This is a genomic window from Oerskovia sp. NPDC060338 (assembly GCF_042726295.1).
Taxonomy (GTDB): Bacteria; Actinomycetota; Actinomycetes; order Actinomycetales; family Cellulomonadaceae; genus Oerskovia; species Oerskovia merdavium.
On sequence record NZ_JBHXCQ010000013.1, the window covers coordinates 131,193 to 155,910 of the forward strand.

17 protein-coding genes are annotated in these 24,718 nt (G+C 72.9%); 14 read left to right on the forward strand and 3 right to left on the reverse strand.

All coding sequences use genetic code 11. The annotated features are described in order from the left end of the window. Window positions 1-93: 93 nt before the first annotated feature. The 8 genes from ACFWGN_RS16740 (at window position 94) to topA (ending at window position 13,388) form a co-directional block, all read left to right on the forward strand. Window positions 94-2,835 carry a beta-glucosidase gene (locus tag ACFWGN_RS16740; protein ID WP_377618371.1) on the forward strand — a complete coding sequence of 914 codons (2,742 nt, stop codon included), beginning with the start codon at window positions 94-96 and terminating at the stop codon, window positions 2,833-2,835. A 164-nt stretch (window positions 2,836-2,999) separates the two neighbouring features. Beyond that, the gene (locus ACFWGN_RS16745) at window positions 3,000-4,667 is read left to right on the forward strand and encodes an ABC transporter substrate-binding protein (RefSeq protein ID WP_377618373.1); all 1,668 of its coding nucleotides are present in this window, start codon (window positions 3,000-3,002) and stop codon (window positions 4,665-4,667) included. 170 nt (window positions 4,668-4,837) lie between these two features. Next, window positions 4,838-5,908: an ABC transporter ATP-binding protein gene (locus ACFWGN_RS16750; protein WP_377618375.1), complete on the forward strand. Its 1,071-nt coding sequence runs from the start codon at window positions 4,838-4,840 to the stop codon at window positions 5,906-5,908. Then, window positions 5,905-6,885, forward strand: a complete 981-nt coding sequence (locus tag ACFWGN_RS16755; protein WP_377618377.1) for an ABC transporter permease — start codon at window positions 5,905-5,907, stop codon at window positions 6,883-6,885. Before ACFWGN_RS16750 ends, ACFWGN_RS16755 begins: the two co-directional genes overlap by 4 nt. A 4-nt stretch (window positions 6,886-6,889) precedes the next feature. Further along, window positions 6,890-8,098, forward strand: a complete 1,209-nt coding sequence (locus ACFWGN_RS16760) for an ABC transporter permease subunit (RefSeq protein WP_377618378.1) — start codon at window positions 6,890-6,892, stop codon at window positions 8,096-8,098. Next, window positions 8,095-9,183, forward strand: a complete 1,089-nt coding sequence (locus ACFWGN_RS16765; protein ID WP_377618380.1) for an ABC transporter ATP-binding protein — start codon at window positions 8,095-8,097, stop codon at window positions 9,181-9,183. The genes ACFWGN_RS16760 and ACFWGN_RS16765 overlap by 4 nt, the downstream gene beginning before the upstream one ends. Window positions 9,184-9,389: 206 nt before the next feature. After that, window positions 9,390-10,367 carry a phosphatase PAP2 family protein gene (locus ACFWGN_RS16770; RefSeq protein WP_377618382.1) on the forward strand — a complete coding sequence of 326 codons (978 nt, stop codon included), beginning with the start codon at window positions 9,390-9,392 and terminating at the stop codon, window positions 10,365-10,367. A 216-nt stretch (window positions 10,368-10,583) separates the two neighbouring features. Further along, on the forward strand, window positions 10,584-13,388 hold the full coding sequence (gene topA, locus ACFWGN_RS16775) for a type I DNA topoisomerase (RefSeq protein WP_377618384.1): 2,805 nt from the start codon (window positions 10,584-10,586) through the stop codon (window positions 13,386-13,388). Between the two features lie 256 nt (window positions 13,389-13,644). Here the strand turns inward: topA and ACFWGN_RS16780 are convergent, their stop codons facing one another. Then, window positions 13,645-14,790 carry a glycerol dehydrogenase gene (locus ACFWGN_RS16780; protein ID WP_377618385.1) on the reverse strand — a complete coding sequence of 382 codons (1,146 nt, stop codon included), beginning with the start codon at window positions 14,788-14,790 and terminating at the stop codon, window positions 13,645-13,647. A 156-nt stretch (window positions 14,791-14,946) separates the two neighbouring features. Here ACFWGN_RS16780 and ACFWGN_RS16785 point away from each other — a divergent pair, with 156 nt between their 5' ends. Continuing rightward, window positions 14,947-15,474: a MarR family winged helix-turn-helix transcriptional regulator gene (locus ACFWGN_RS16785; protein ID WP_377618387.1), complete on the forward strand. Its 528-nt coding sequence runs from the start codon at window positions 14,947-14,949 to the stop codon at window positions 15,472-15,474. A 1-nt stretch (window position 15,475) separates the two neighbouring features. Beyond that, on the forward strand, window positions 15,476-16,822 hold the full coding sequence (locus tag ACFWGN_RS16790) for an MFS transporter (protein ID WP_377618389.1): 1,347 nt from the start codon (window positions 15,476-15,478) through the stop codon (window positions 16,820-16,822). 100 nt (window positions 16,823-16,922) lie between these two features. Here the strand turns inward: ACFWGN_RS16790 and ACFWGN_RS16795 are convergent, their stop codons facing one another. Both ACFWGN_RS16795 and ACFWGN_RS16800 read right to left on the reverse strand, forming a co-directional pair. After that, complete coding sequence (locus ACFWGN_RS16795; RefSeq protein WP_377618391.1) at window positions 16,923-19,505, reverse strand: ABC transporter permease; 2,583 nt, start codon at window positions 19,503-19,505, stop codon at window positions 16,923-16,925. Beyond that, the gene (locus ACFWGN_RS16800; RefSeq protein WP_377618393.1) at window positions 19,505-20,335 is read right to left on the reverse strand and encodes an ABC transporter ATP-binding protein; all 831 of its coding nucleotides are present in this window, start codon (window positions 20,333-20,335) and stop codon (window positions 19,505-19,507) included. Before ACFWGN_RS16800 ends, ACFWGN_RS16795 begins: the two co-directional genes overlap by 1 nt. 178 nt (window positions 20,336-20,513) lie before the next feature. Between ACFWGN_RS16800 and ACFWGN_RS16805 the strand changes: the two genes are divergently transcribed. The 4 genes from ACFWGN_RS16805 to ACFWGN_RS16820 all read left to right on the forward strand — a co-directional run bounded on the left by ACFWGN_RS16805 (window position 20,514) and on the right by ACFWGN_RS16820 (window position 24,522). Continuing rightward, window positions 20,514-21,734, forward strand: a complete 1,221-nt coding sequence (locus tag ACFWGN_RS16805) for an Ig-like domain-containing protein (RefSeq protein WP_377618395.1) — start codon at window positions 20,514-20,516, stop codon at window positions 21,732-21,734. Then, window positions 21,722-22,108: a hypothetical protein gene (locus ACFWGN_RS16810; RefSeq protein ID WP_377618397.1), complete on the forward strand. Its 387-nt coding sequence runs from the start codon at window positions 21,722-21,724 to the stop codon at window positions 22,106-22,108. Before ACFWGN_RS16805 ends, ACFWGN_RS16810 begins: the two co-directional genes overlap by 13 nt. 78 nt (window positions 22,109-22,186) lie before the next feature. Further along, window positions 22,187-23,221: a Gfo/Idh/MocA family protein gene (locus tag ACFWGN_RS16815; protein ID WP_377618399.1), complete on the forward strand. Its 1,035-nt coding sequence runs from the start codon at window positions 22,187-22,189 to the stop codon at window positions 23,219-23,221. Window positions 23,222-23,424: 203 nt separating this feature from the next. Continuing rightward, window positions 23,425-24,522, forward strand: a complete 1,098-nt coding sequence (locus ACFWGN_RS16820; protein ID WP_377618401.1) for a Gfo/Idh/MocA family protein — start codon at window positions 23,425-23,427, stop codon at window positions 24,520-24,522. Window positions 24,523-24,718: the final 196 nt, after the last annotated feature.

The following is a 24,718-nucleotide window of genomic DNA, read 5'->3' on the forward strand; positions in this document are numbered from 1 at the left end:
CAACCATACTGTGATCTTCGTTGACTTACTGACTAGTCAGTAAGTGTGGTTGTATATCGGCCAGCAGACAACGCCGTCCGAACGGAGCACCTGGTGTCACTGAAGACCCACGACGTCACGACCGACGTCACCCCCGACGTCGTCGACGTCGGTGCCGACGCCGACGTCGACGGGACCGAGGAACGCCTCGCGCGCCTCATCGCAGACCTCACGGTCGAGGAGAAGGTCTCCCTGCTCGTCGGCGCAGGCATGTGGACCACGACCCCGATCGAGCGCATCGGCCTGCGGGCCGTCGCGATGTCGGACGGCCCGGTGGGCGTCCGTGGCACGGGCGGCGAGTCCACCCTGGCCGACGGCTCCCCGGTGACCGCGCAGACCTCCGCGATGTTCCCCGCGCCCAGCGCGCTCTCGGCGACCTGGGACCGCGGCCTCGCGGCCCGCGCCGGCGCGCTCTTCGCGACCGAGGCCCGCCGGCACGGCGTCGACGTGGTCCTCGCCCCGCAGATCAACCTCCAGCGCACGCCCGTGGGCGGTCGCCACTTCGAGTGCTACTCCGAGGACCCGCACCTGACCGCGGAGATCGCGGTCCGGCTCGTGCGCGCATCCCAGGAGAACGGCGTCGGCATGAGCGTCAAGCACTACGTCGCGAACGACTCCGAGACCGAGCGCACGCGCTACCTCGCACGCCTCGACGAGCGCACGTTGCGCGAGGTCTACCTCCCGCCGTTCGAGCGCGTCGTGCGCGAGGCCCGGGCCTGGAGCGTCATGGGCGCCTACTCGGGCGTCGACGACGGCGAGACCGCGGCCCCCGTGCTCGAGCACCGACCGCTGCTCACCGGTGTCCTCAAGGACGAGTGGGGCTTCGACGGCGTCGTCGTGAGCGACTGGGTCGCGACCAAGAGCATCGGCGGCGCCGTGCGCGGCGGTCTCGACCTGCAGATGCCGGGCCCCGACGGCCCCTGGGGCGACGGCCTGCTGGACGCGGTCCGCTCGGGCGAGGTCGCCGAGGGCGAGCTCGACGACAAGGTCCTGCGCCTCCTGCGCCTGGCCCACCGGGTCGGCGCGCTCGACCTCGGGGGACCCCTCGCTCCCGGCACCGCACCGGTGACCGGTCCCCAGCCCGACGGCGCACCCTCCTCCGCGCCGTCGGCCCGCGACGGGCTCACGGGTCGGGAGGCGTCGGCCGCCTTCCTCCGTGAGCTCGTCGCACGCTCGGTCGTCGTGCTCAGGAACGAGCCCGTGGCCGCTCCCGCGGGCGAGGGAGGGCGCGGCGCGACCGCCGGGCTCGTGCCCCTCGACCCCGCAGCCCTCGCGGCTCCCGGCCGCCCGCTGACCGTGGCCCTCCTCGGCCCCGCCGCGACCACCCCGTTCCTCCAGGGCGGCGGCTCGTCGTTCGTGGTCCCGGACCGCGTCTCGACCCCCGCGGAGGAGATCCGCGCGGGCCTGCCCGAGGGCACGCGCCTGCTCGTCCACGACGGCGCCCGCTCGCGCTCCAACCCGCCCGCCCTGGACGTCCCCGGCCGGTGCAGCGACCCGGTCACGGGTGCCCCCGGACTGCGCGTCGAGCTGCTCGACGCCGACGGCACCGTCGTCGAGTCCCGCACAGCGCCCGCGTGGGACGGCTGGATCCAGGACGTCCGCGCCGACGCCGCGGCCGTGCGGGTCCGCGCCGTCGTCGACCTCGACGAGCCCGGCACGCACGAGCTCGGCATCGGCACGGTGGGCGTCCACACCGTGACCGTCGACGGGACGGTCGTCTCGACCGGCGACGTCGTGGTCGACGAGGACGTCGTGCTGAGCTCGGGGCACAACCACCCCGTGGCGCGCACCGTGACCGTCGAGGTCGTCGAGGCCCGCGCCGCGCACCTCGACGCGACCCTCCAGGTGGTCCACGCCGTCGGGTACGCGTCGTTCGTCCGCGGAGAGCTGGTCCACCGGCTGCCCGGCGCGACCACCCAGGAGCTGCTCGACGAGGCCGTCGCCGCGGCCCGCGAGGCTGACGTCGTGATCGTCGTGGTCGGGACCACGGAGGAGGTCGAGTCCGAGGGCTACGACCGTCCCGACCTCGACCTGCCGGGCAACCAGGACAGGCTGGTCGAGCTCGTCCTGCAGGCCAACCCCCGCACGGTCGTGGTCGTCAACGCGGGCGCCCCGGTCCTGCTGCCCTGGCTCGACGACGCCCCGGCCGTCCTGTGGGCGTGGCTCGGCGGTCAGGAGGCCGGGACCGGCCTCGCCGACGCGCTGCTCGGGGTGACCGAACCGTCCGGTCGCCTCCCGTGGACCCTGCCCGCGCGCGTCGAGGACGTCCCCGTCCCGCACGCGATCCCGCTCGACGGCGTCGTCGAGTACGCCGAGGGGCTCGACGTCGGCTACCGCGCCTGGGAGCGCACGGGGGCGACCCCCGCGGCCCCGTTCGGTCACGGCCTCGGCTGGTCCACGTGGGAGTACGTGGGCGCGACCGTCGCCGGGGCACCGGGCCTGCCCGACGGGCAGGGGGGTGCCGGGCCCGGCGGCAGCCCGGACGTCCTGCTCGACGTGACCGTCCGCAACACGGGTACCCGGACGAGCCGTGAGGTGGTCCAGGTCTACGTCGAGCCCGACCTCTCGTCCGGCGCGCCCGACGCTCCCCGGCGCCCCGTGCGCTGGCTCGGCGGCTTCGCGGTCGTCGACGCCGCCCCGGGGGAGACCACCACGGCGCGCGTGCGCATCCCCGTGCGCGCCCTCCAGACCTGGGACGTCCCGTCGCAGCAGTGGGTCACCGCTGCCGGCGGGCATGTCCTGCGGGCCGGGAGGTCGATCCGCGACCTCCGGCTCCGGGCGCCCCTGCCCGCCTGACCCCGGGGGACGTCGGCGTCCACGCGCCGCCGTCCCCCGACCGCACAGTCGGCACGACCAGCACCACCGCACCGCCCGCTCGACCCAGCTCTACCCGCAAGATGACCGGTTCGTCGCGAACCGCACGTACGGTTCGTCCAGATTTTCAGTGCAAGGAGGCACTCATGAACAAGCGCAGGATCAGCACGGCGATCATCGGGCTCACGACGCTCGCCCTGGTCGCCACCGCGTGCAGCGGCAGCAGCGGAGACGGGGGCACCTCGTCGGCAGGCGGCTCGGACGTCCTGACCATCGGGATGCCCAACGGCCCGCAGACCGACAACTCGAACCCCTTCGCCAACACGTCCTCGGCCATGTCGCTGGGCTACGCGTTCGCGATCTACGAGCCCCTCGCCCAGGTCAACACCGTGCGGCCCTCGGAGGACCCCACGCCGTGGCTCGCGAGCGAGTGGGAGTGGAACGCCGACTACACGCAGCTCACCCTCACGGCCCGTGACGGCGTCACGTGGTCCGACGGCGAGGACTTCACGGCCGAGGACATCGCCTACTCGTTCCAGATCCGCAAGGACAACGAGGGCCTCAACACGTTCGCGCTGCCCTTCGGCGACATCGCGGTCGACGGCAACAAGGTCACGGTCTCGTTCACCTCGGGACAGTTCGTCAAGCAGGCCCAGATCCTCCAGCTCTTCGTGGTCCCCGAGCACGTCTGGAAGGACGTGGAGGACCCCACGACCTGGACCAACGAGGAGCCCGTCGGCACGGGCCCGTACACCCTCGCGTCCTGGACCGCGCAGGCCGCGACCCTGACGGCCCGCGACGACTACTGGGGCGGCGAGCTCGGCGTCAAGGAGCTGCGCTACAGCTCGTACAACGACAACAACGCGCTCACCAACGCCCTGGTCTCGGGTGAGGCGCAGTGGGGGTGGACGTTCATCCCCGACTACGAGAAGGTCTACATCGAGGCCGACCCCGACGTGAACAACCAGTGGGCGCCCACGGGCCTGGGCGTCGACGCGCTGTTCCTCAACACCGAGACCGCGCCGTTCGACGACGTCGCCGTCCGCAAGGCCGTCCAGATGGTCCTCGACCGTCAGCAGATCTCCGACCTCGCGTCGTCGGGCGTCTTCCCGCCCCTGACCAACGTCACCGGCATGCCCGAGCCCGCAGGCACCGACTTCATCACCGCGCCCTTCCAGGGCAAGAAGTACACGGTCGACGTCGACGGCGCCAAGAAGGTCCTCGCCGACGCGGGCTACACCCTCGACGGCAGCACCCTCAAGGACCCCGAGGGCAACGCCGTGACCTTCACGCTGACGAACCCGACGGGCTGGTCGGACTACCTGACCGAGCTCCAGATGGTCGCCGACGCGGTCAAGCCCCTGGGCATCACGGCCACGGTCGAGGGCCAGAACGCCGACGCCTGGTTCACCGCGATCGCCGAGGGCGACTTCCAGGCCTCGATGCACTGGACCGACGGCGGGGCCACCCCCTGGGACACGTACTCCAACCAGATGGACGGTGCCCAGTACATGCCGCTCGGCGAGCGTGCCAACTGGAACTTCGGCCGCTTCACGAGCGACGAGGCGACCGCGGCCCTGGCCACCTACGCCAACGCGACGGACGAGGCCGAGCGCACGGCCGCTCTCGAGACCGTGCAGCAGGTCTTCGTCGACGAGGTCCCGACCATCGCGCTCCTCGGGCGCCCGGCCGCGGCCCAGTACTCGACCAAGAACTTCGTGGGCTGGCCCTCGGACGAGGACCCGTACGCGAACCCGCAGCCGACGACGGCCAACGCGTCGCTCATCCTCACGAAGCTGAAGCCGGCTTCCTGATCGCGTGACTGCTCGTGAGTGAGGGGGCGGGGCCGTCGCCGGGCCTACCATCCGGCCTCGTTCCTCGGCCTCCCGCCAGGCCCGACCACGGCCCGGCGGCGGCCCCGCCCCCTCACGAGCAGCTGGTCAGCGCTGACTCCACCCCGTTCCCCCCAGCAGTCAGGTTCACCATGAGTTCCGACACGCACGACGCCCTCGCGCCCCCGCCCGACGCGCTCGTCCTCGAGGCCCGCGGGCTCACCAAGCACTTCCCCGTCCGGGGCCTGCGCTCGAACGCCGTGGTGCACGCGGTCGACGGCGTGGACGTCTCTCTGCGCAGCGGCCAGGTCGTGGCGCTCGTGGGGGAGTCCGGGTCCGGCAAGTCCACCATCGCCCGCCTCCTGGCCCGCCTGTACACGCAGACGTCGGGCGAGATCCTGCTGCACGGCGAGCCCGTGACCGCGCACCGCGGCCGGGCTTTCCGCCGGTACTGCCGGCGCGTGCAGATGATCTTCCAGGACCCGTTCGGGTCGCTCAACCCGGTCCACACGATCCGCTACACGCTCACGCGCTCGCTGCGGATCCACCAGCCGAGGCTGCGCGGGCAGGCCCTCGAGGACGCCCTGGGGGCCTTGCTCGACCGGGTCCAGCTCCAGCCCGAGCGGTACGTCGACAAGTACCCGCACGAGCTCTCGGGCGGCCAGCGCCAGCGTGTCGCGATCGCCCGCGCCCTGGCCGCGGACCCCGAGGTCCTGCTCGCCGACGAGCCCATCTCGATGCTCGACGTGTCGATCCGCATCGGCATCCTCAACCTCCTCAAGGACCTGCGCGACCGGCTCGGCATCGCGATCCTCTACATCACGCACGACATCGCCTCGGCCCGGTACTTCGCCGACGAGACCCGGGTCATGTACGCGGGCCGCATCGTCGAGCACGGCGGGAGCGAGCTCGTGACGCAGGAGCCCGCGCACCCGTACACCCAGCTCCTGGTGCGCTCGGCACCCGACCCGGAGAACCTCGCGGCGCAGGACCGCACGGGTCTGAACGGCGAGCCGCCGTCGATGGTCCGCCCGCCCGCGGGCTGCCGGTTCAGCCCGCGCTGCCCGTTCGCGACGGACCTGTGCCGGAGCACCGTCCCCGGACTGGTGCCCGTGGGAGACGGTCGTCAGGTGGCCTGCTGGGGCTACGTGGAGGCGTCCGCGGTCGACGATCCCGACCTGCTCCCCGAGCTCGGCTCCGCACGCGTGGGGGTGTCGGCATGAAGTACTTCCTGCGACGCATCGTCTTCTACGTGGTCACCGCGTGGGCGGCCATCACGATCAACTTCTTCATCCCGCGCATGATGGACGGCGACCCGGTGTCGTCCTTCATCAACAAGAACCAGGGGCGCATCAGCTCCGAGGCCCGCGAGTCGCTCTACGTCCTGTTCGGTCTCGACTCCGGCGCCTCGCTCTGGGAGCAGTACGTCGACTACTGGAAGATGCTCTTCTCGGGCGACCTGGGGCTGTCGATCATGCTCTTCCCGAGCACCGTGAGCGAGGTCATCGCGCAGGCCCTGCCGTGGACCATCGGTCTGGTCGGCATCGCGACGGTCATCAGCTTCCTGCTCGGCTCGTTCCTGGGCGTCGTCATCGGCTGGCGTCGCGGGTCGTGGGCCGACGGCCTCCTGCCGGTCACGACGTTCTTCTCGTCGGTGCCGTACTTCTGGCTGGGCCTGGTCGCGATCATGCTCTTCTCGGTGACGTGGCCGATCTTCCCGTCGTCGGGCGCCTACCAGCCGGGGCTGGTGCCGGGCTGGAGCTGGGAGTTCGTCGGCTCCGTGATCCGGCACGGCACGCTGCCGGCGATCACGATCGTGCTGTCCTCGGTCGCGGGCTGGATCCTCGGCATGCGGAACATGACCGTCACGGTCACCTCGGAGGACTACGTCACGGTCGCGCAGGCCAAGGGCCTCTCGGAGCGCCGCGTGATGTTCGGCTACGCGGCCCGCAACGCGATCCTGCCGCAGGTCTCGGGCTTCGCGCTGTCCCTGGGGTTCATCGTGTCCGGGACGCTCGTCATGGAGAAGGTCTTCTCCTACCAGGGCGTGGGCTTCACGCTCCTGCAGGCGATCGGTGCGCACGACTACCCCCTCATGCAGGGCATCTTCCTCATGATCACGCTGTCCGTTCTCGTGGCGAACATCCTCGCCGACCTCGCGTACGTGGTCCTCGACCCGCGCACCCGACAGGAGGGCTGAGAAGATGACCGGCATCCCCGTCCAGATGGACCACGCCCAGCTCGACAGCGGGGCCGAGCCCCTCGCTCCCGAGGCGCCCGTGCGCCGCAAGGGCTCGCGCAAGAAGCAGAAGCTCCTGTTCCTGCGCAACGGCAAGTCCTTCACGGGGCTCGCGATCCTGGGCTTCTTCGCGGTCCTCGCGGTGATCGGCCCGTGGATCGCGCCCTACGACCCGAGCGCGATGTCCTCGGACATCCTCCAGCCCCCGAGCGGTGCGCACTGGCTCGGCACCACGCACGTGGGCCAGGACGTGTTCTCCCAGATCCTCGTGGGCACGCGCGGCGTCATGATCGTCGGCTTCGTCGCGGGCATCGGGGCGACGCTCCTGTCGATCCTCGTCGGCGTGAGCGCGGGCTTCCTGGGCGGTGTGAGCGACGAGCTGCTCTCGTCGCTGTCCAACATCTTCCTGGTCATCCCGGCGCTGCCTCTCATCATCATCGTCGCGGGCCAGCTCCCCGACGCGGGCGGTCTGACGGTCGCGCTCATCCTGGCGGCGACGAGCTGGGCGTGGGGAGCGCGCATCCTGCGTGCCCAGACCCTGTCCCTGCGTCGCCGCGACTTCGTGGAGGCCGCGCGCGCCAACGGCGAGTCGACGTGGCGCATCGTGTGGTTCGAGACGCTGCCGAACCTGACGGCCATCATGGCGTCGAGCTTCGTGGGCACCGTGACGTTCGCGATCCTCATGCAGACGACGCTGGCCTTCATCGGCGTGACGTCCATCTCGGACTGGAACTGGGGCACGATCCTCTTCTGGGCCGAGCAGCAGCAGGCCCTCTCGCGCGGCGCGTGGTGGTGGTTCGTCCCGGCGGGCCTGTGCATCGCGCTGCTCGGCATGGCGCTGACCCTCATCAACTTCGGGATCGACGAGTTCGTCAACCCGCGCCTGCGCTCGACGGGCGCGAGCCCGCGCGCCCTGCGCAAGCGCCGCATCTCGCCGCGCATCGGCTTCACGGCCGTGGTCCGCGAGGGAGCGCCGGCAGCGGGAGGCACGACCACCAGCAGGCCCGACGGCGCCACGCGCCCGGGTGCGTCTCCCGCCCCGACCGGTGCGACGGCGTCGGGCACGGGGACGAGTGCGCCCACCACGGGCGGGCCGGGAACTCCCCGGCCCGGCACCTCGCGCGACGACCGCGACAACGACGGCACGACCACACGCAAGGAGAGCGTCCGATGACGGTCACCGACCTTCAACCCGCCGGGGCCCCCACCGGGACCGGCAAGCCCGTGCTCGAGATCCGCGACCTGCACGTCGCCTACGGCTACGGACCCGAGCCCGTGCGCGCCCTGCGCGGCGTGAACCTCACGCTGCACGAGGGCGAGGTCCTCGGGATCGCGGGCGAGTCGGGCTGCGGCAAGTCGACGCTCGTCTACGCCGCGACCCGCCTCCTGCCCCCGCCCGGGCTCATCACGGGCGGCGAGGTCCTGTTCCACGGGGGAACGGGGGCCACGGGCGACGAGCCCGTCGACATCCTGCGCATGAGCGACAAGGAGCTGCGGCGCTCGCGCTGGCAGGACACGGCCATCGTGTTCCAGGGCGCCATGAACTCGCTCAACCCGGTCTACCGGGTCGGCAAGCAGCTCACCGACGCGATCGCGGCCCACCGCCCCGGGATGTCGCGCTTCGACCGCAACGAGCGGGCCGGCGAGCTGCTGTCCATGGTCGGGATCGCGAAGGACCGCATCTCGGCGTACCCGCACCAGCTCTCGGGCGGCATGCGCCAGCGCGTCATGATCGCGATGGCGCTCGCGCTCGAGCCCAAGGTGCTCATCATGGACGAGCCCACGACCGCGCTCGACGTCGTGATGCAGCGCCAGATCGTCGAGCAGATCATCGAGCTGCGCGACCGCCTGGGCTTCTCGGTCGTGTTCATCACGCACGACGTCTCGTTGCTCATCGAGGTCGCCGACCGCATCGCGATCATGTACGCGGGCGAGATCGTCGAGCAGGCCTCGGTGAGCGACGTCTACCGGCGCCCGCGCCACCCGTACACGCACGGGCTGCTCAACTCGTTCCCGCCCCTGCACGGTCCCAAGCGCCCGCTCGTCGGGATCCCCGGGTCCCCGCCCGACCTCCAGTCGCTCCCGAGCGGGTGCCCTTTCCGGCCGCGTTGCGCGCACGTCATGGACGCGTGCGCCGAGGTCCGTCCCGCGCTGGGCCCCACGTCGTTGGGGCTGCCCGGCGTCGGGGAGCCGGGCCGGTCGGTCGCCTGCCTGCTGCACGAGGGGCAGGGCGAGCTGCCCGCCGAGCTGCGGGTCTGAGGCTGCCAGGGTCGGTGATCCCCTGGCTGCGGGGCGCCCAGCCGTCCCCGTGAGCAGAGCCGGCCGGTACCCCGCGTCGGGTGCCGGCCGGCTCTCGGTCGTCGCCCGTGGACCGCGGAGGATTCTGCTCGTCCTCCGGTCCGACCTGCCGTGACCTGCCCTTTCTCTTCGCCAGATCCCCACACGCGGTGACCTACCGTTGACGGGTGACCTCCCCGCTCCCGACGCCGCCCAGGCCGTACCCCGCCCAGGGGTACGCCCCGCCGCCCGCTCCCACGCGGGTCGTCGCGCCGAACCCCGCTCGCGCGCCGCGGTCGGTCGCGACCAACGTCGGGGCGCGGGCCGTGGCCGGCCTGGTCGCGGTCGCGGCGGTCGTCGGCTACGCGGTGGTCTGGCGCTACTTCGTCCTGTCGGCCGCGGGCCAGCACCTGGACCAGGCGGCGCTGCGGGGCTCGGACTACGGGCGGGGGCGGCTCTGGGAGCTCGGCGAACCCGTGCTCGACGTGGTCTCCGTGAGCTTCGTCGTGCTGGGGTTGGGCACGGCCATGGGCATCGCGCTGCTGCGCCGCCGGTGGGGGCTGGCCGTCCAGGTCGCGTTCGTCGTGGTCGGCGCCAACATCTCGACCCAGCTCCTCAAGAAGGTGCTGCTCGAACGGCCCAACCTGATCGGCGGCTGGGGCGTGGGCAACACGCTGCCCAGCGGGCACACCACGGTCGCGGCCTCGGTCGCCGTCGCACTGCTCCTGGTCGTGCCTCGGGCGGCGCGTCCCCTGGTCGCGATCCTCGGTGCGACCTACACGGCAGCGACCGGGGTCTCGACCCTCATCGGCCAGTGGCACCGCCCGAGCGACGTCGTGGCCGCGGTGCTCGTCGTGACGGCCTGGACCGCGCTCGCGCTCGCTTTCACGCCGACGAGCGCGCTCGACCGTGTGCCGCCGGGACGCAGCAGCTCCTACCCCGGATCGGTCGTCGTCGCGGTGCTCATGCTGGCCGGTGCCGCGTTCGCGGCCGTCGCTGCGGCCTGGTGCCTGCGTGAGGTCGCCCCGGCGAGCTGGGACATGACGGACCTCGCGGAGACCACGGCCTACGTCGGGGGTGCGTTCGGGGTGGTCGCGGCCACGGCGGGCGCCTTCGCGGTGCTCCTCCTGCTCCGGCAGGCGACGTCGCGCCCGGCCCGGCCTTGAGGGCACGTCCGCAGGACGTGGCCCCGACGGTGGTCCACAGTCGATAAGGTGCCGCCTGGCGTCGGTGGCGTAACGTCATAGGCTGCCGGTGGGAGCCGCGCAGCGGTTCGGGCACACGAGACGTGCCCGACGCCGGAGCTCACCCCAGCACGTCGGCCCACCTGGAGATCGCTCCAGGCGCGGGCCTCGATCAGCAGCTACGGAAAGCAGGAACGGATGTCCTCAGGTCGCAAGCTCGTCATCGTGGAGTCCCCCACGAAGGCACGCAAGATCCAGGGCTACCTCGGTGACGACTTCGAGGTGGAGTCGAGCGTCGGGCACATCCGCGACCTCCCGCAGCCCTCCGAGCTGCCCGCCGACATGAAGAAGGGGCCCTTCGGCAAGTTCGCGGTCAACGTCGACGACGGGTTCGAGCCGTACTACGAGGTCTACGCGGACAAGAAGAAGAAGGTCGCGGAGCTCAAGCGCGCGCTCAAGAACGCCGACGAGCTCTACCTCGCGACCGACGAGGACCGCGAGGGCGAGGCCATCGCGTGGCACCTGCTCGAAGAGCTCAAGCCCAAGGTGCCCGTGCACCGCATGGTGTTCCACGAGATCACCCGCGAGGCGATCGAGCGCGCGCTGGAGAACACGCGCGACCTCGACGTGCACCTCGTCGACGCGCAGGAGACGCGCCGCATCCTCGACCGTCTCTACGGCTACGAGGTCTCGCCGGTCCTGTGGCGCAAGGTCCGCCAGGGGCTGTCCGCGGGGCGTGTGCAGTCCGTGGCCACGCGTCTGGTCGTCGAGCGCGAGCGTGAGCGCATGGCGTTCGTCGCGGCCGAGTACTGGGACGTGTCGGGCACCTTCTCGCTCGCGGACAAGGGGGCAGCGGACGCCGACAAGAGCTTCGACGCGCGCCTGGTCCAGCTCGGCGGGGCGCGCGTCGCGTCGGGCAGGGACTTCGACGACCGCGGGCAGCTCAAGCCCGCCTCGGCGCGTGACGGCGTGGTCCAGCTCGGCGAGCAGACCGCCTCGCTCGTCGTCGGTGGGCTCGCGGACGCAGACTTCGCGGTCCGCAGCCTCGAGACCAAGCCCTACACGCGTCGTCCGGCGGCGCCGTTCACGACCTCTACCCTCCAGCAGGAGGCGAGCCGCAAGCTCCGCTTCAACTCGCGACAGACCATGCGCACCGCGCAGGCGCTGTACGAGAACGGCTACATCACCTACATGCGTACGGACTCGCCGTCGCTGTCGGCCGAGGCCACCGACGCCGCGCGCCGTCAGGCCGCCGAGCTGTACGGTCCCGAGTTCGTGCCCGGTTCGCCGCGCGTCTACGCGTCGAAGGCCAAGGGGGCCCAGGAGGCCCACGAGGCCATCCGCCCCGCCGGTGACTCGTTCCGCACCCCGGCCCAGGTGGCCCGGGAGATCAGCGGCGACCAGTTCAAGCTGTACGAGCTCATCTGGAAGCGCACGGTCGCCTCGCAGATGGCGGACGCCAAGGGATCGACCGCCTCGGTGCGGCTCGCCGCACCCGTCACGGGTACGGACGCCCAGGTCGCCGGCAAGGAGGCCGTGTTCGCGGCCTCCGGCACCGTCATCAGCTTCCGGGGCTTCCTCGCGGCGTACGAGGAGGGCACGGACGACTCCGCGGAGACGGCCGACGGCGCCGCCGCGAAGTCCGGCCGCCGGGGCGACGAGGACGCACGCCTGCCGCAGATGAGCGAGGGTGACCTGCTGGACGGGCGGGACCTCACGGCCGACGGGCACTCGACGTCCGCGCCCCCGCGCTACACCGAGGCGAGCCTCATCAAGGCCCTCGAGGAGCGCGGCATCGGCCGCCCGTCCACGTACGCGTCGACCATCTCCACGGTCCAGGACCGCGGCTACGTGCTGCCGCGCGGCCAGGCCCTGGTCCCCAGCTGGCTCGCGTTCGCCGTGATCCGTCTGCTCGAGGAGCACTTCGAGTGGCTCATCGACTACGACTTCACCGCGGAGATGGAGGCCGACCTCGACGCGATCGCCGCCGGAGACAAGGACCGCGTGGCGTGGCTGACCCGGTTCTACTTCGGCGACGGCACGGGTCGTGAGGAGGGCGAGGGGCTGCGCCAGCTCGTCGACGACCTGGGCGAGATCGACGCCCGCGACATCAACTCGGTCCCGATCGGCGAGGGCATCCAGCTGCGCGTCGGTCGGTACGGGCCGTACATCGAGGACCTCAGCCAGCCCGTCGCCGAGGGCGCGACCCCGCCGCGCGCCTCGGTACCGGACGACCTGGCCCCCGACGAGCTCACGGTCGAGAAGGCGCGCGAGCTCCTCGCCGCCGGTGCAGACGACGGCCGGATCCTCGGCACCGACCCGGTGTCGGGGAACCCGATCGTGGCGCGCGCAGGACGCTACGGCCCCTACGTGACCGAGCAGCTCCCCGAGCCCAAGTTCGACGAGGGGCTGTCCGCGGCCGCGCTCAAGAAGGCCAAGGCCGCGCTGCCCAAGCCGCGCACGGCGTCTCTCCTCAAGGACATGAGCCTCGACACGGTGACGCTCGAGGACGCCCTCCGGCTGCTCTCGCTGCCGCGCGTCGTGGGCACGGACCCGGAGACGGGCGTCGAGATCACCGCGCAGAACGGCCGCTACGGCCCGTACCTCAAGAAGGGCACGGACTCGCGCACCCTCCCCTCGGAGGAGGCCATGTTCACGGTCACGCTCGAGGAGGCGCTCGAGCTCTACAAGCTGCCCAAGCGCGGTCGTGGGGCCACGGCCACACCGCCGTTGCGCGAGCTCGGTGACGACCCGACGTCGGGCAAGCCGATCGTGGTCAAGGACGGCCGCTTCGGTGCCTACGTGACCGACGGCGAGACCAACCGGACGCTGCCGCGCGACGTGACGCCCGAGTCGATCACGCCCGAGCGGGCCATCGAGCTCCTGGCCGAGAAGCGCGCGGCGGGCCCGGCCAAGAAGAAGGCGCCTGCCAAGAAGGCTCCCGCCAAGAAGCCGGCCGCGAAGAAGGCCCCGGCCAAGAAGGCGCCCGCCGAGAAGAAGTAGGTGTCCCGGACTCGGCGGTCGTGTCCGACGGCCGCCGAGCGGGCGCCAGGTACGACGAAGGCCCCGGACCTGCCCCGTGAGGGAGCGGGCCGGGGCCTTCGTCATGCCGGCCGGACCCTCGAGGTAGAACGTGCTGCGCGAGGTAGAACGCGGCGCGCACTACCTCGCGCACCACGTTCTACCTCGGCGGCTACCTCGTTGGTGGGAGGGCCGGGTGGGAGGGCCGGCCGGAAGGCCGCGGTTGGCCGACAGCACCTCAGTGCCCCGTGTACCTCACGGGATCGGGCAGGCCCGCGTCCGCACGGATCGCGCGCGACAGCCCCTCGATCGAGCGCAGCGCGTCGACCAGCTCGGGGACCCGGACCTCGAACGGCATCGCGTGGATGGTCTCGCCCGGTGCCGTCGCGGCCTCGGCGACGCGGCGCAGGTCGCCCACGTCGGCCGTCGTGAGCCCGATCTCCGTCAGCGTGTTGGGCAGCCCGACGCGCGTCGTGAACTCGACGAAGTCCCGGATCTCCTGGGACGGGGCCCCTTCGAGCACGAGCTGGGTGAGCGAGCCGATGTTGACCTTCTGGCCGTGCGTGAGCCCGTGGGTCTGGGGAGCGGCCGTGAGCCCGTTGTGGATCGCGTGGGCCGCGGCGAGGCCGCCCGACTCGAAGCCGAGCCCGGAGAGCAGGGTGTTGGCCTCGACCACGGCGTCGACCGCGGGCGTGACGAGGTGCTCCTTGACGGCCTCGATCGCCGCGAGCGAGTTCTCCCACAGGATCTTCCACGAGAGCTCGGCGAGCGCCGTCCCGGTGATGAGAGGCAGCCCGCCCGCCATGGTCGTCGCGTTGGCCTTGGCCACGGCGCGGGCCTCGATCCACGTCGCGAGGGCGTCGCCGATGCCCGCGACGAGGAACTTCACCGGGGCGTTGGCCACGAGCTGGGTGTCGACCAGGACCAGGTCCGGGTTGTGCGGGAAGAACCGGTACTCCTCGAACGCCCCGTCCTCGGTGTAGATGACGGACAGCGCGGAGCACGGTGCGTCGGTCGAGGCGACGGTCGGGACCGAGACCCACCGGATTCCTTCGAGGTGCCCGGCGGCCTTGACCGCGTCGATCGTGCTGCCGCCGCCGATCCCGACGATCACGTCCGACCCGGTCTCCCGGATGCGGCGTGCCAGCCGGTCGACCTCCGCGGCGGTCGCGTACGTGCCGAAGCCCTCACGCGCTCGCGGCAGGTTCGCGGCCTGGAACGACTCGGCGACGGTGTCCTGGACGATCTCCCAGACGACGTCGTCGGCGACCAGCAGCGGCTTGGTGCCGATCGGTGCGACGAACTCGCCGAGCCGCGACAGCGCGCCGCGCGACTGAACGTAGCGCAGCGGGCTGATGAGGGTGCGGATCGGGACCTCGGACATGTGGACCTCCTCGGGTGGGGACAGGGAATCGCGCGGCCGTGCACGGGAGGGTCTCTCCCGCGGGACGCGGCACCTCGACGCTACGTCGGGGCGGGGTCGACCGCCCGTCGAAGCACCGGCTCGACACGCTTGTATGAGTGCTGTTATAACAGTGCTGTGACATCCTCTGACCCGACCGCCGTCCCCGGACGCTGGGACTCCCTGCACGCCCTGCTGCGCCGGCTCGACGACGAGATCGGCACCGTCTACACCGACCGCGGGGTCGACGGCGTGCGTCCACGCTTCGTCTACCCGCTCATCCGTCTCGCCCACACCGGGCCGCTGACGATCCGCGAGCTCGCCGCGTCGCTCGGCCGCACGCACTCGGCGATGAGCCAGACGGTCACCGCGATGCGCAGCGAGGGCCTCGTCCGGACGGAGTCGGGCGAGGACGCCCGCACGCGCCGCGTGGCGCTCACCGACAAGGCCCGCGCGCTCGTCCCTCTCCTCGAGGCCGAGTGGCGTGCGACCGAGGAGTCGATCGCCGAGATCGACGACGAGCTGCCGTACGCGCTGAGCGCCGTGGTCACCGACCTCGAGCGTGTCCTCGCGAGCAGGTCCCTGCGCGAGCGCCTCGTCGAGCGGCTCGACGCCGCCGGCCACCCCGCGCAGGCGCCCGGCGCCCGGGCACCCGAGAGGTCCTGACGTGCGGGGCACCGTCCTCGACCTGCGCCCGCTGCGCACCAGCGCTGCCTACCGCGACCTGTGGGCGGGGTCGGCGGTCGGCGGTCTCGGGTACCAGGTCGCCACCGTCGCGGTCCTGCTCCAGGTATGGGAGCTCACGCACAGCCCGGTGTGGACCGGCGCGATCGGCCTCGCGACCGCGGTGCCTCTCCTCACGCTCGGCCTCGTCGGCGGACACCTGGCCGACGTGCACGACCGCCGCACGATCATGCGCCTCGCGTCGACCGGCCAGGCGCTCGCCGCGGTGGGCCTCGCCGCCCAGGCGGTCGTGGGCAACCGATCCGTGTGGGTGCTGCTCGCCCTCGTGAGCCTCGGCGCCGCGTGCAACGCGCTGGGCGCACCCGCGCGGCGGACCGTGCCGCCTCGTCTCCTGCCCGCCGACCAGGTCGCGGCAGGGCTCGCGCTGCAGAACCTCGCGTTCCAGGTCGCGATGCTCGTCGGTCCGGCACTGGCCGGGCTCGTCGTCGCGCGCTGGGACCTCCCGGCCGCCTACGGGCTGCAGGTGGCGGCGGCCGTGGTCGCCCTGCTCGGGCTGGTGCGGCTGCCGCCCCTCCCACCCGTGCCCCAGCCTGCCCGGGTGCCCGGGCCGCACGGCGGCCCCGTACCTGCGCTGCCGCCCCTCCCACCCGTGCCGGACGGCGGACCGGCGGCCGACCGCGGACGCCCCGTGCGCCGTCGGGCCGCGGCGGGCGGGTGGTCGATCGTCTGGAAGCGGCCGACGCTGCGGGGGTCGTTCGCGACGGACGTCGCGGCGACCGTGCTCGCGATGCCCGTCTCGCTGTTCCCGCTCGTCAACGAGATCCGGTTCGACGGCGACCCGCGCACCCTCGGGCTGTTCCTCTCGGCGGTCGCTGTGGGTGGGATCGGTGCCGGGCTGCTGTCCGGGGCGGTCACGCGCGCGCCGAGGTCGGGCGCGCTGCAGCTCGCCGCCGCCGCGACGTGGGGGATCGCGCTCGCGGGCTTCGGGCTGGCCGGGCCGCTGTGGCTCGCGCTCGCGTGCCTCGCGGTCGCGGGGGCGGCCGACACGGTGTCGGTCGTGACGCGCGGGGCGCTCGTCCAGCTCGAGACGCCCGACGAGTTCCGGGGCCGCGTGTCGTCGGTCGAGCACGTGGTGGGGGTCGCGGGCCCCGAGGTGGGCAACTTCCGCGGTGGGGTCCTCGCGTCGTTGACCTCGGCGCCCGTCGCCCTGGTGGCGGGCGGGCTCGCGGCGAGCGCCGTCGTCGGGCTGGTCGCCTGGCGCAACGCACCCTTGCGTCGCTACCGGACCCCGGCCGCGGCGGCCAGGTTGGTGTCCGCCGAGACGACGTAATCGCGTCGCCCCGGCGCGAGGTAGTACGTTCTGCGCGAGGTAGGACGCGCCGCGCACTACCTCGCGCAGAACGTACTATCTCGACGGCAGGCACGACGTGTCAGTCGACCGTGACCGCCTCCAGGACCGGCAGGCGCGAGGCCCGGATGCCCGGCCACACGCTCGCGACCAGGCCGATCACGACTGCCAGGCCCAGGACCGCGAGCACCTGCCCCCAGGGGACCGCGAGGCTCGTGAGCCCCTGCTCGGCGAGCACCCCCGGCAGCGCCGCGGCGATCGCGATGCCCGTGATCACGCCCAGCACGGTGCCGTAGACCGCGGTCAGGACGGACTCGATCGTGATGATGCCCGCGAGCTGGAGGCGTCCGAGGCCCACGGCGCGCAGCAGCCCGATCTCGCGCGTGCGCTCGATGATCGACAGCGCGAGCGTGTTGACGATGCCCAGCAGCGCGATGACGATCGACAGACCGAGCAGCGCGTAGAGGATCACGAGGACCTGGTCCACCTGGGCGGCTGCCGCGTTGGCGAGCTCCTCGCGGTCCAGGACCGAGACCACGAGGAAGGGCTTGACCGCCTCGGTGAGCGCGTCACGCAGCTCCGCCCCGGACGTCCCGGAGGCGGCGGTGACGTAGATCGCGTACGTGGGGATCTCGGGCACACCCACGCTCGCGTACGTCGCGTCGGCGAGGACCACGTCGGACGAGATCACCTGGGTGTCGACGATCGCCCCGACGCGCACGTCCTGCGTGCGGGCGCCGTCGTCGCTCGTGAGGGTCAGGGTGTCGCCGACCTCCCACGCCTCGTCCCGCGCCGCGGTCCGGCTGACCACGGCCTCGCCGTCGGCGAGCGCCCCGTCGGGGTCGCCCTCGACCACGGGGGCGTCGAGCGCCTCGGCGAAGAACCCGGGCGGCACGACCGTGGCACCGCTGGGCTCGCCGTCGACGTCGAGGGTCCCGAGCCGTAGCGCGAGCGCCTGCCCGACGGCGGGGAGGCCGGTCACGGCATCGGTGACACCCGGGGGGAGCGCGCCCGTGGCGGCGGCGGCCTGGACCACGTAGTCGGCCCGCACCTGCTCGTCGACGATCGACCGTACCGAGGCCTGCGTCGAGGCTGCGATGACTCCGGTCGCGCTCACGAGGGCCATCCCGATCAGGAGCGCGCCGGCCGTGTTCGACGTGCGGCGCGGGCTGCGCGTGACGTTGCCGCGGGCCAGGCGGCCGAGCGGCCGGATCGTGGCGACCGCCGGGGCGGCGAGGACCGTGATGACGGGCCCGGCGATCGCGGGCGACAGGACCAGGACGCCCACGAGAGCCGCGCTCGCGCCCACCGCGAGCAGGACCCGCGGGTTGAGGTCGTCGACCAGGGCCCACCCGGTCGGGTCGGCCGAGGCCGAGTTCCCGAGGCGCGAGGCCAGCACCAGCAGCCCGGCACCGACCACGGTGAGCACCAGCCCGACCACCGCCCGGGTGCCCGTGCCGCGGTCCGGAGCGACGTCGTCGTGCATGGCCTGGACCGGAGGCGTGAGGGCCGCGTGGCGGCCCGGGACCGCAGCCGCGACCACGCTCACCAGGACCCCCAGCGAGATCGCGACCACGACCGACGTGACGCTCAGCGGAACACGTCCCGAGAGCTCCATGCCCGTCGAGCCGAACGCCGCCCGCAACCCGCTGACCAGGACCCTGCCCAGGACCACGCCCGCGGCCGCCCCCAGCAGCCCCACCGCGACGGCCTGCGCGAGGATCGACGCGAAGACCTGCGCGGGCGAGGCCCCGAGCGCGCGCAGCAGCGCGAACTCGCGCTGGCGCTCGCGGACCGACATCGCGAACGTGTTGGCGATGATGAACGCCCCCACGAACAGCGCGATGGCCGCGAAGACCAGCAGGAACGTCTCGATGAAGCCGAGGATCTGCTCGACGCCCTCGCGGGCCTCGTCGCGCATGGCCTCGCCCGTGAGGGACTCGGCTCCCGCCGGCAGGACCTCTGCGACCCGGTCGGCGAGCACCTGCTCGGACACGTCCCCCGCGGCGTAGACGGAGATCGTGGGGACCGTGCCGTCGGGCGCGTAGGTCGCGAGCGCGGTCGAGGGGTCGAGCCCCACCAGGATGGTGCCCGCCGCAGCGGCCTCGATCGCGAAGATCCCCGTGACGGTGACGGGCTGCGGCGCGCCCGCGAGGACCACGGTCGTCGTGTCGCCCGTGGTCAGTCCCGCAGCCGCGGCCGCGCTCTCCTCGAGCGCGATCTGCGTGCCGCCCACGGGCCACGCCCCGTTCGCGAGCGTCACGGTCGGCTCGTCGGGGCCCACCGCGATCCCGATGCTCGGGGGACCGGACGTCGTGACGGCCGTGCCGTCGGCCGCGACCAGGACGATCGGGCCCGAGGCGTCGGGCACCGCGCGCGCGACGCCGTCGACCCCCGCGACCGTGTCCGCGAGCGAGACCGGGACCGGGGCGTGAGGTGTCCCGAACGAGCTGCCCGCGCTCGTGGTGGCGTCGATCTCCTCGGCGCCACGCACGTACACGTCGGCGACGAGGGTCGTCGCGATGATCTCGTCGAACGTCGACGACAGCATCGCGCGGAACGTGAAGGTCCCCACGACGAACGCGACGCCGAGCATCACGGCGAGCGTCGACAGCAGGAAGCGGACCAGGTGGGCCCGGACCCCGCGCAGCGCGACCCGCAGCATCAGTCCTCCTCCGCCTGGCCGAGCGCGTCGAGGATGTCGCGCCTGGTCGGGGCCGCGAGGTCGGCCGTGATCCGCCCGTCGGTCAGGAACAGGACCCGGTGCGCGTACGAGGCCGCGCGTGGGTCGTGCGTGACCATGACGACCGTCTGCCCCAGCTCGTTGACCGAGCGCCGCAGGAAGCCCAGGACCTCCGCGGACGAGCGCGAGTCCAGGTTTCCCGTGGGCTCGTCGGCGAACACGACCGACGGCCGCGACACCAGGGCGCGTGCGCACGCGACCCGCTGCTGCTGGCCGCCCGAGAGCTCGGACGGACGGTGGTGCAGGCGGTCGCCCAGGCCCACCGCGGCCACGACCTCGTCGAACCAGGCCCGGTCGACGGGCGCGCGCGCGATGTCGAGCGGGAGCGTGATGTTCTCTGCGGCGGTGAGGGTCGGGACCAGGTTGTACGACTGGAACACGAACCCGATCCGGGTCCGCCGCAGCGCCGTGAGGCGCCGTTGCGAGAGGCGGCTCACCTCGGTCCCGTCGATCACGACGCTGCCCGACGTCGGTGTGTCCAGGCCGGCCATGCAGTGCATGAGCGTCGACTTGCCCGAGCCCGACGGTCCCATGATGGCCGTGAGCTCGGCCGCCCGGAAGTCGACGTCGACCCCGTCGAGGGCGCGGACCGTCGTCTCGCCCTGGCCGTACGTCTTGACGAGGCCGCGCGCCCAGGCGGCGCTGCCGGGGGCGCCTGCGCCGGCGGTCGCGCCGGCTCGGTCGGCCGGGGCGCTGGGCCGCGCTCCAGGCGGCGGGCTCGCCGAGGGCCGTGGGGAAGTTGGGTGCGCCATCGGGGTTCCGTTCGTTCGGGTGGATCCATCGTGTCCCGGCACGGGGTGACGTGCGACACATCGGCAGTTCTCGCGTCAAGCGGCACGGCGCCCGGCGTCTTGCCAGTTACCACGGATCACCCGTCCGTGCGACCCGACGGTCCTCCCCGACCCGCCGGGCACCACCCGAGGAGCCATCATGACGAACAACCGACCGGCCGGCTCGCCCCGGCACGCGGCGACGGTCGCCGCACCCCCCTCCACCGCAGCCCTGCCGTGGCGCATGCTGACGGCCGCGCTCGCGGCTCTGCTCGCCCTCGTCGGCGTGCTCGCGATGCCACGCACGGCGGCCGCGGCCGAGCTCGACGCCATCAAGACGGTCACGATCACCGAGCCGGTCGACGAGGTCCACCTGTGGCAGTCCCTGCGGATCGAGGCCACGTGGGCCGTGCCCGACGGGTCGCGCGCCGGCGACACCTTCACCCTGGCCTTCCCGCAGTCGCCCCGCGTGACCGGCTTCGCGACGACGTTCGACCTCAAGACTCCCGAGGGAGCGGTCGTCGGGACCTGCGACGTCACGCAGGACGGGTTCGCGTGCACGCTCAGCCCCTATGTCGAGACCGCGACCAACGTGCACGGCACGCTGTACTTCTGGGCGCAGGTGGACGACGTGGGCGAGGGGGGCACGTTCTCGTTCGTGACGGGCAACGACATGGTGATCCAGGTACCGGTGCCGGGTGGCGAGGTGATCCCGGGGGCGGGGTGGTCGGCCCCCGAGCAGCCTCTCAAGAACGGCTGGGTCAGCACCGACGGCAGGACCGCGGTCTGGGACGTCTACGTGCCGAGCGAGTTCCTGGCAGCATCGGCAGGTGGCCCGGTCGTCGTGACCGACACGTACGACTCACGGCTGACCATGAGGGACGACTCGCTCGTGGTCGGCTACGTCCCGCTGGCCGACTGGAACGACGGCGACTTCTCCGGCGACGCCGTGTGGCTCGAACGTGGCACGGGGTACGTCTACACCCCGGACGTCGCAGGGTCCTCGTTCGACCTCACGTTCGTCGATCCCGTCACCGACGGCTCGCGCATGTACATGGTCCGCTACGAGATGACGCTCCCCGCAGGCGTGCGGGACGGGGACACGTTCGGCAACCAGATCGCGGGCAGCACAGGCTGGGACGACCAGCGGGTCCTCGAGTACGCGGGTGCAGGCGGTGACGGCGACGGGGACGGCAACGGCGAGCTCCGGCTGACCAAGCGTGTCACGGGCGAAGGTGCCGCCGGGGTCCCGGCGGGGACCGAGTTCACCGTGGAGTACACGACCGAGCGGGACGGGCGGACCGCGTCGGGGAGCCTGACCGTGACCGACGGTGCCACGGTGTCGCTGAGGGTCTCGCGGCCGGGACGGTGGTCACGCTGAGCGAGCTCTCGCCCGCCGCCGTCGACGGCGTGACCTGGGGGGCGCCGGTGTTCTCGGGCGAGGGCGTCACGCCGGTCGACGGCGGTGCGCAGGTGACGGTCGGAGAGGAGGGTCTGGTCGAGGTGGCGCTCGACAACCCGGCGACCCCGGTCGTCCCGCCTGCGACGGTGCCACCCGTGACCGAGCCCCCCGGCGAGACGCCGCCGGCCGCCGCCGTGCCGCCGACCGAGCCGCCTGCCGCCCGCCCGACGGCGACGGGCGGGGCCCTCGCCACGACGGGCGCGACGGCCGGCGTGCTCGCCGGCGTGGCTGCCCTGCTGCTCGGGACGGGGCTGACGCTCGTGGCGCTCCGACGTCGCGGAGCCGTGTCCTGAACCTGTCCTGAGGGCTGCGGCCCCGGGGGAGACCGGTCCGTCGACCGGTCTCCCCCGGGGCCGCAGTAGCGTGGAGGCATGGTCTCCCACGCCGTGGTCAACGTGCTCGACGCCGTCCCCGACCCGGGCACGGCCCCGCCCGTGCGCTGGGGGATCCTCGGCGCGGGGAACATCGCCGGCTCGTTCGCCGACGAGGTGCGGACGTTCACGCAGGGCCACGTGGCGGCCGTGGGCTCGCGCGACGAGCACCGGGCGCGGGACTTCGCGCAGCGGCACGCGCCCTCGGCGACCGTGCACGGCTCGTACGAGGCGCTCGTCGCGGACCCGGACGTGGACGTCGTGTACGTCGCGACCCCGCACTCGCACCACCGCGACCACGGGCTGCTCGCGATCGCGGCGGGCAAGCCCGTGCTCATGGAGAAGGCGTTCACGCGCAACGAGGCCGAGGCTCGCGAGGTGCTCGACGCCGCGCACGCCGCGGGCGTGTTCGTCATGGAGGCCATGCTCACGCGGCACCTGCCGCACGTCGCCGCGATCCGCGCGCTGATCGCGCAGGGCGAGATCGGGGACGTCCGGTCGGTCACGGCGAGCTACGGGTCGAACGCCGCGTACGACCCGGCGAGCCGGCTCTTCGCGCCCGAGCTCGCGGGCGGCGCCCTGCTGGACATCGGGATCTACCCGCTCGCGTTCGCGACGGACCTCCTGGGTATGCCCGACGACGTCACGGCCGTGGGTCTCCCGGCTCCCACCGGGGTGGACGCCCAGTCGACCGTGGTGCTGCGGTACGGCGACCGGGCGACCGCGACGCTCGCGTCGTCGGTCCTGGCGCAGTCGGCGACGTCGCTCGTGGTCGCGGGCTCGGGCGGGCGGATCGAGGTCGTCGACCGCTTCATGGTGCCCACGGCGTTCAGCGTGGTCTGGGCCGACGGTGCCCGCCGCGACTACGACGGGTACACGCCGGGCGCCAAGCAGTACGAGGCGGCCGAGGTCGCGCGCTGCCTCGCGGCGGGACTCACGGAGAGCCCGCGCATGACGTGGCAGGACACGCTCGACCTGATGCGGGTCATGGACGCGGCGCGTTCTCAGCTGGGGGTCGTGTACCCGGGCGAGTGAGTGGGGGCGCCGGGGGCCGGTGCCGGGTGTTGGGTGCCGAGTGCCGAGAACGGGGTTGCGGTCGTCCTGACGGCCGGGACGGACGAGATCGCGGGGTTCGACCGCGCGCAACCCCGTGCTCGTCGCGGACAGGCCTGGGCGCTGCACGACCACACCTCGGGCAATGACCCGTGGCCGCGCTCCCACGGGGTTAGCGTGAACCCATGAGCAACGACGCCCGCACCGCGGCACCGACCGACCCGAAGCCCACCTCCCTGCCTCACCTCGCCGCGACCGCTGCCGACCTCCCCGAGGTGATCTCCGGCGTCGTGCCCGATCCCCGGACCGCGCCGACCGTCCGCTGGGGGATCCTGGGCGCCGGGAACATCGCCGGGTCGTTCGCCGAGGCCGTGCGCGACCACACGCGAGCCCGTGTCGTGGCGGTGGGGTCGCGCGACCGCGTCCGCGCCGAGCGCTTCGCGACCGAGCACGGCATCCACACGACCCACGCCGACTACACCGAGCTCGTCGAGGACCCGCAGGTCGACGTCGTGTACGTCGCCACGCCCCACTCGCACCACCGTGACCACGCGCTGCTGGCCATCGCCGCGGGCAAGCACGTCCTGGTCGAGAAGGCGTTCACGCGCAACGAGGCCGAGGCGCGCGAGATCCTCGACGCCGCCCGTGCCGCGGGCGTGTTCGTCATGGAGGCGATGTGGACGCGGTTCCTGCCGCACGTCGCGGCGCTGCGCGGAGTGATCGCGCGCGGTGAGATCGGTGAGATCGTCAACGTGACGGCCGACCACGGCCAGTTCTTCCCGTTCGACCCCGCGCACCGGCTCTACGCGCCCGAGCTCGCGGGCGGCGCGCTGCTGGACCTCGGCGTCTACCCCGTGTCGTTCGCGCACGACGTGCTGGGCGCGCCGTCGTCGGTCACGGCGGTCGGTGCGCTGACCGAGACGGGCGTCGACGGCCAGCTCGGCATCACGCTGGGCTACGGCCGTGCGATGGCCACGCTCTCGACGACGCTGTGGTCGCAGACGCCCAACGTGGCGTCGATCTCCGGCACCGCGGGGCGCATCGAGGTCGAGGGCACGTTCTACGCCCCGACGTCGTTCCGCGTGGTCCGCCACGACGGCGCCGAGTGGCGCTACGAGGGCTTCCGCGGCGAGGGCAAGCAGTACCAGGCGGCCGAGGTCGCGCGCTGCCTCGAGGCCGGGCTGACCGAGAGCCCCCGGATGACGTGGCAGGACACGCTCGACGTCATGCGGACCATGGACGAGGTCCGCCGTCAGACGGGCGTGGTCTACCCGGGCGAGTGAGCCGGGTGGCCTGACCGGGCTGCCGAGGTTGCCCGGGGGCCGCCTCGGACCGGGCTGCCGACTCCGACCGGTGCCGTGCCGAGAACGGGGTTGGGGGGGGGGTGTTGGGGGGGAACAACCCACAACCCCAGTACGGGGGGGGGGGGCGGGAGCCCCCCCGCGGGGGGGCCCGGGGGGCGCCCGCGCAGAGGCGGCC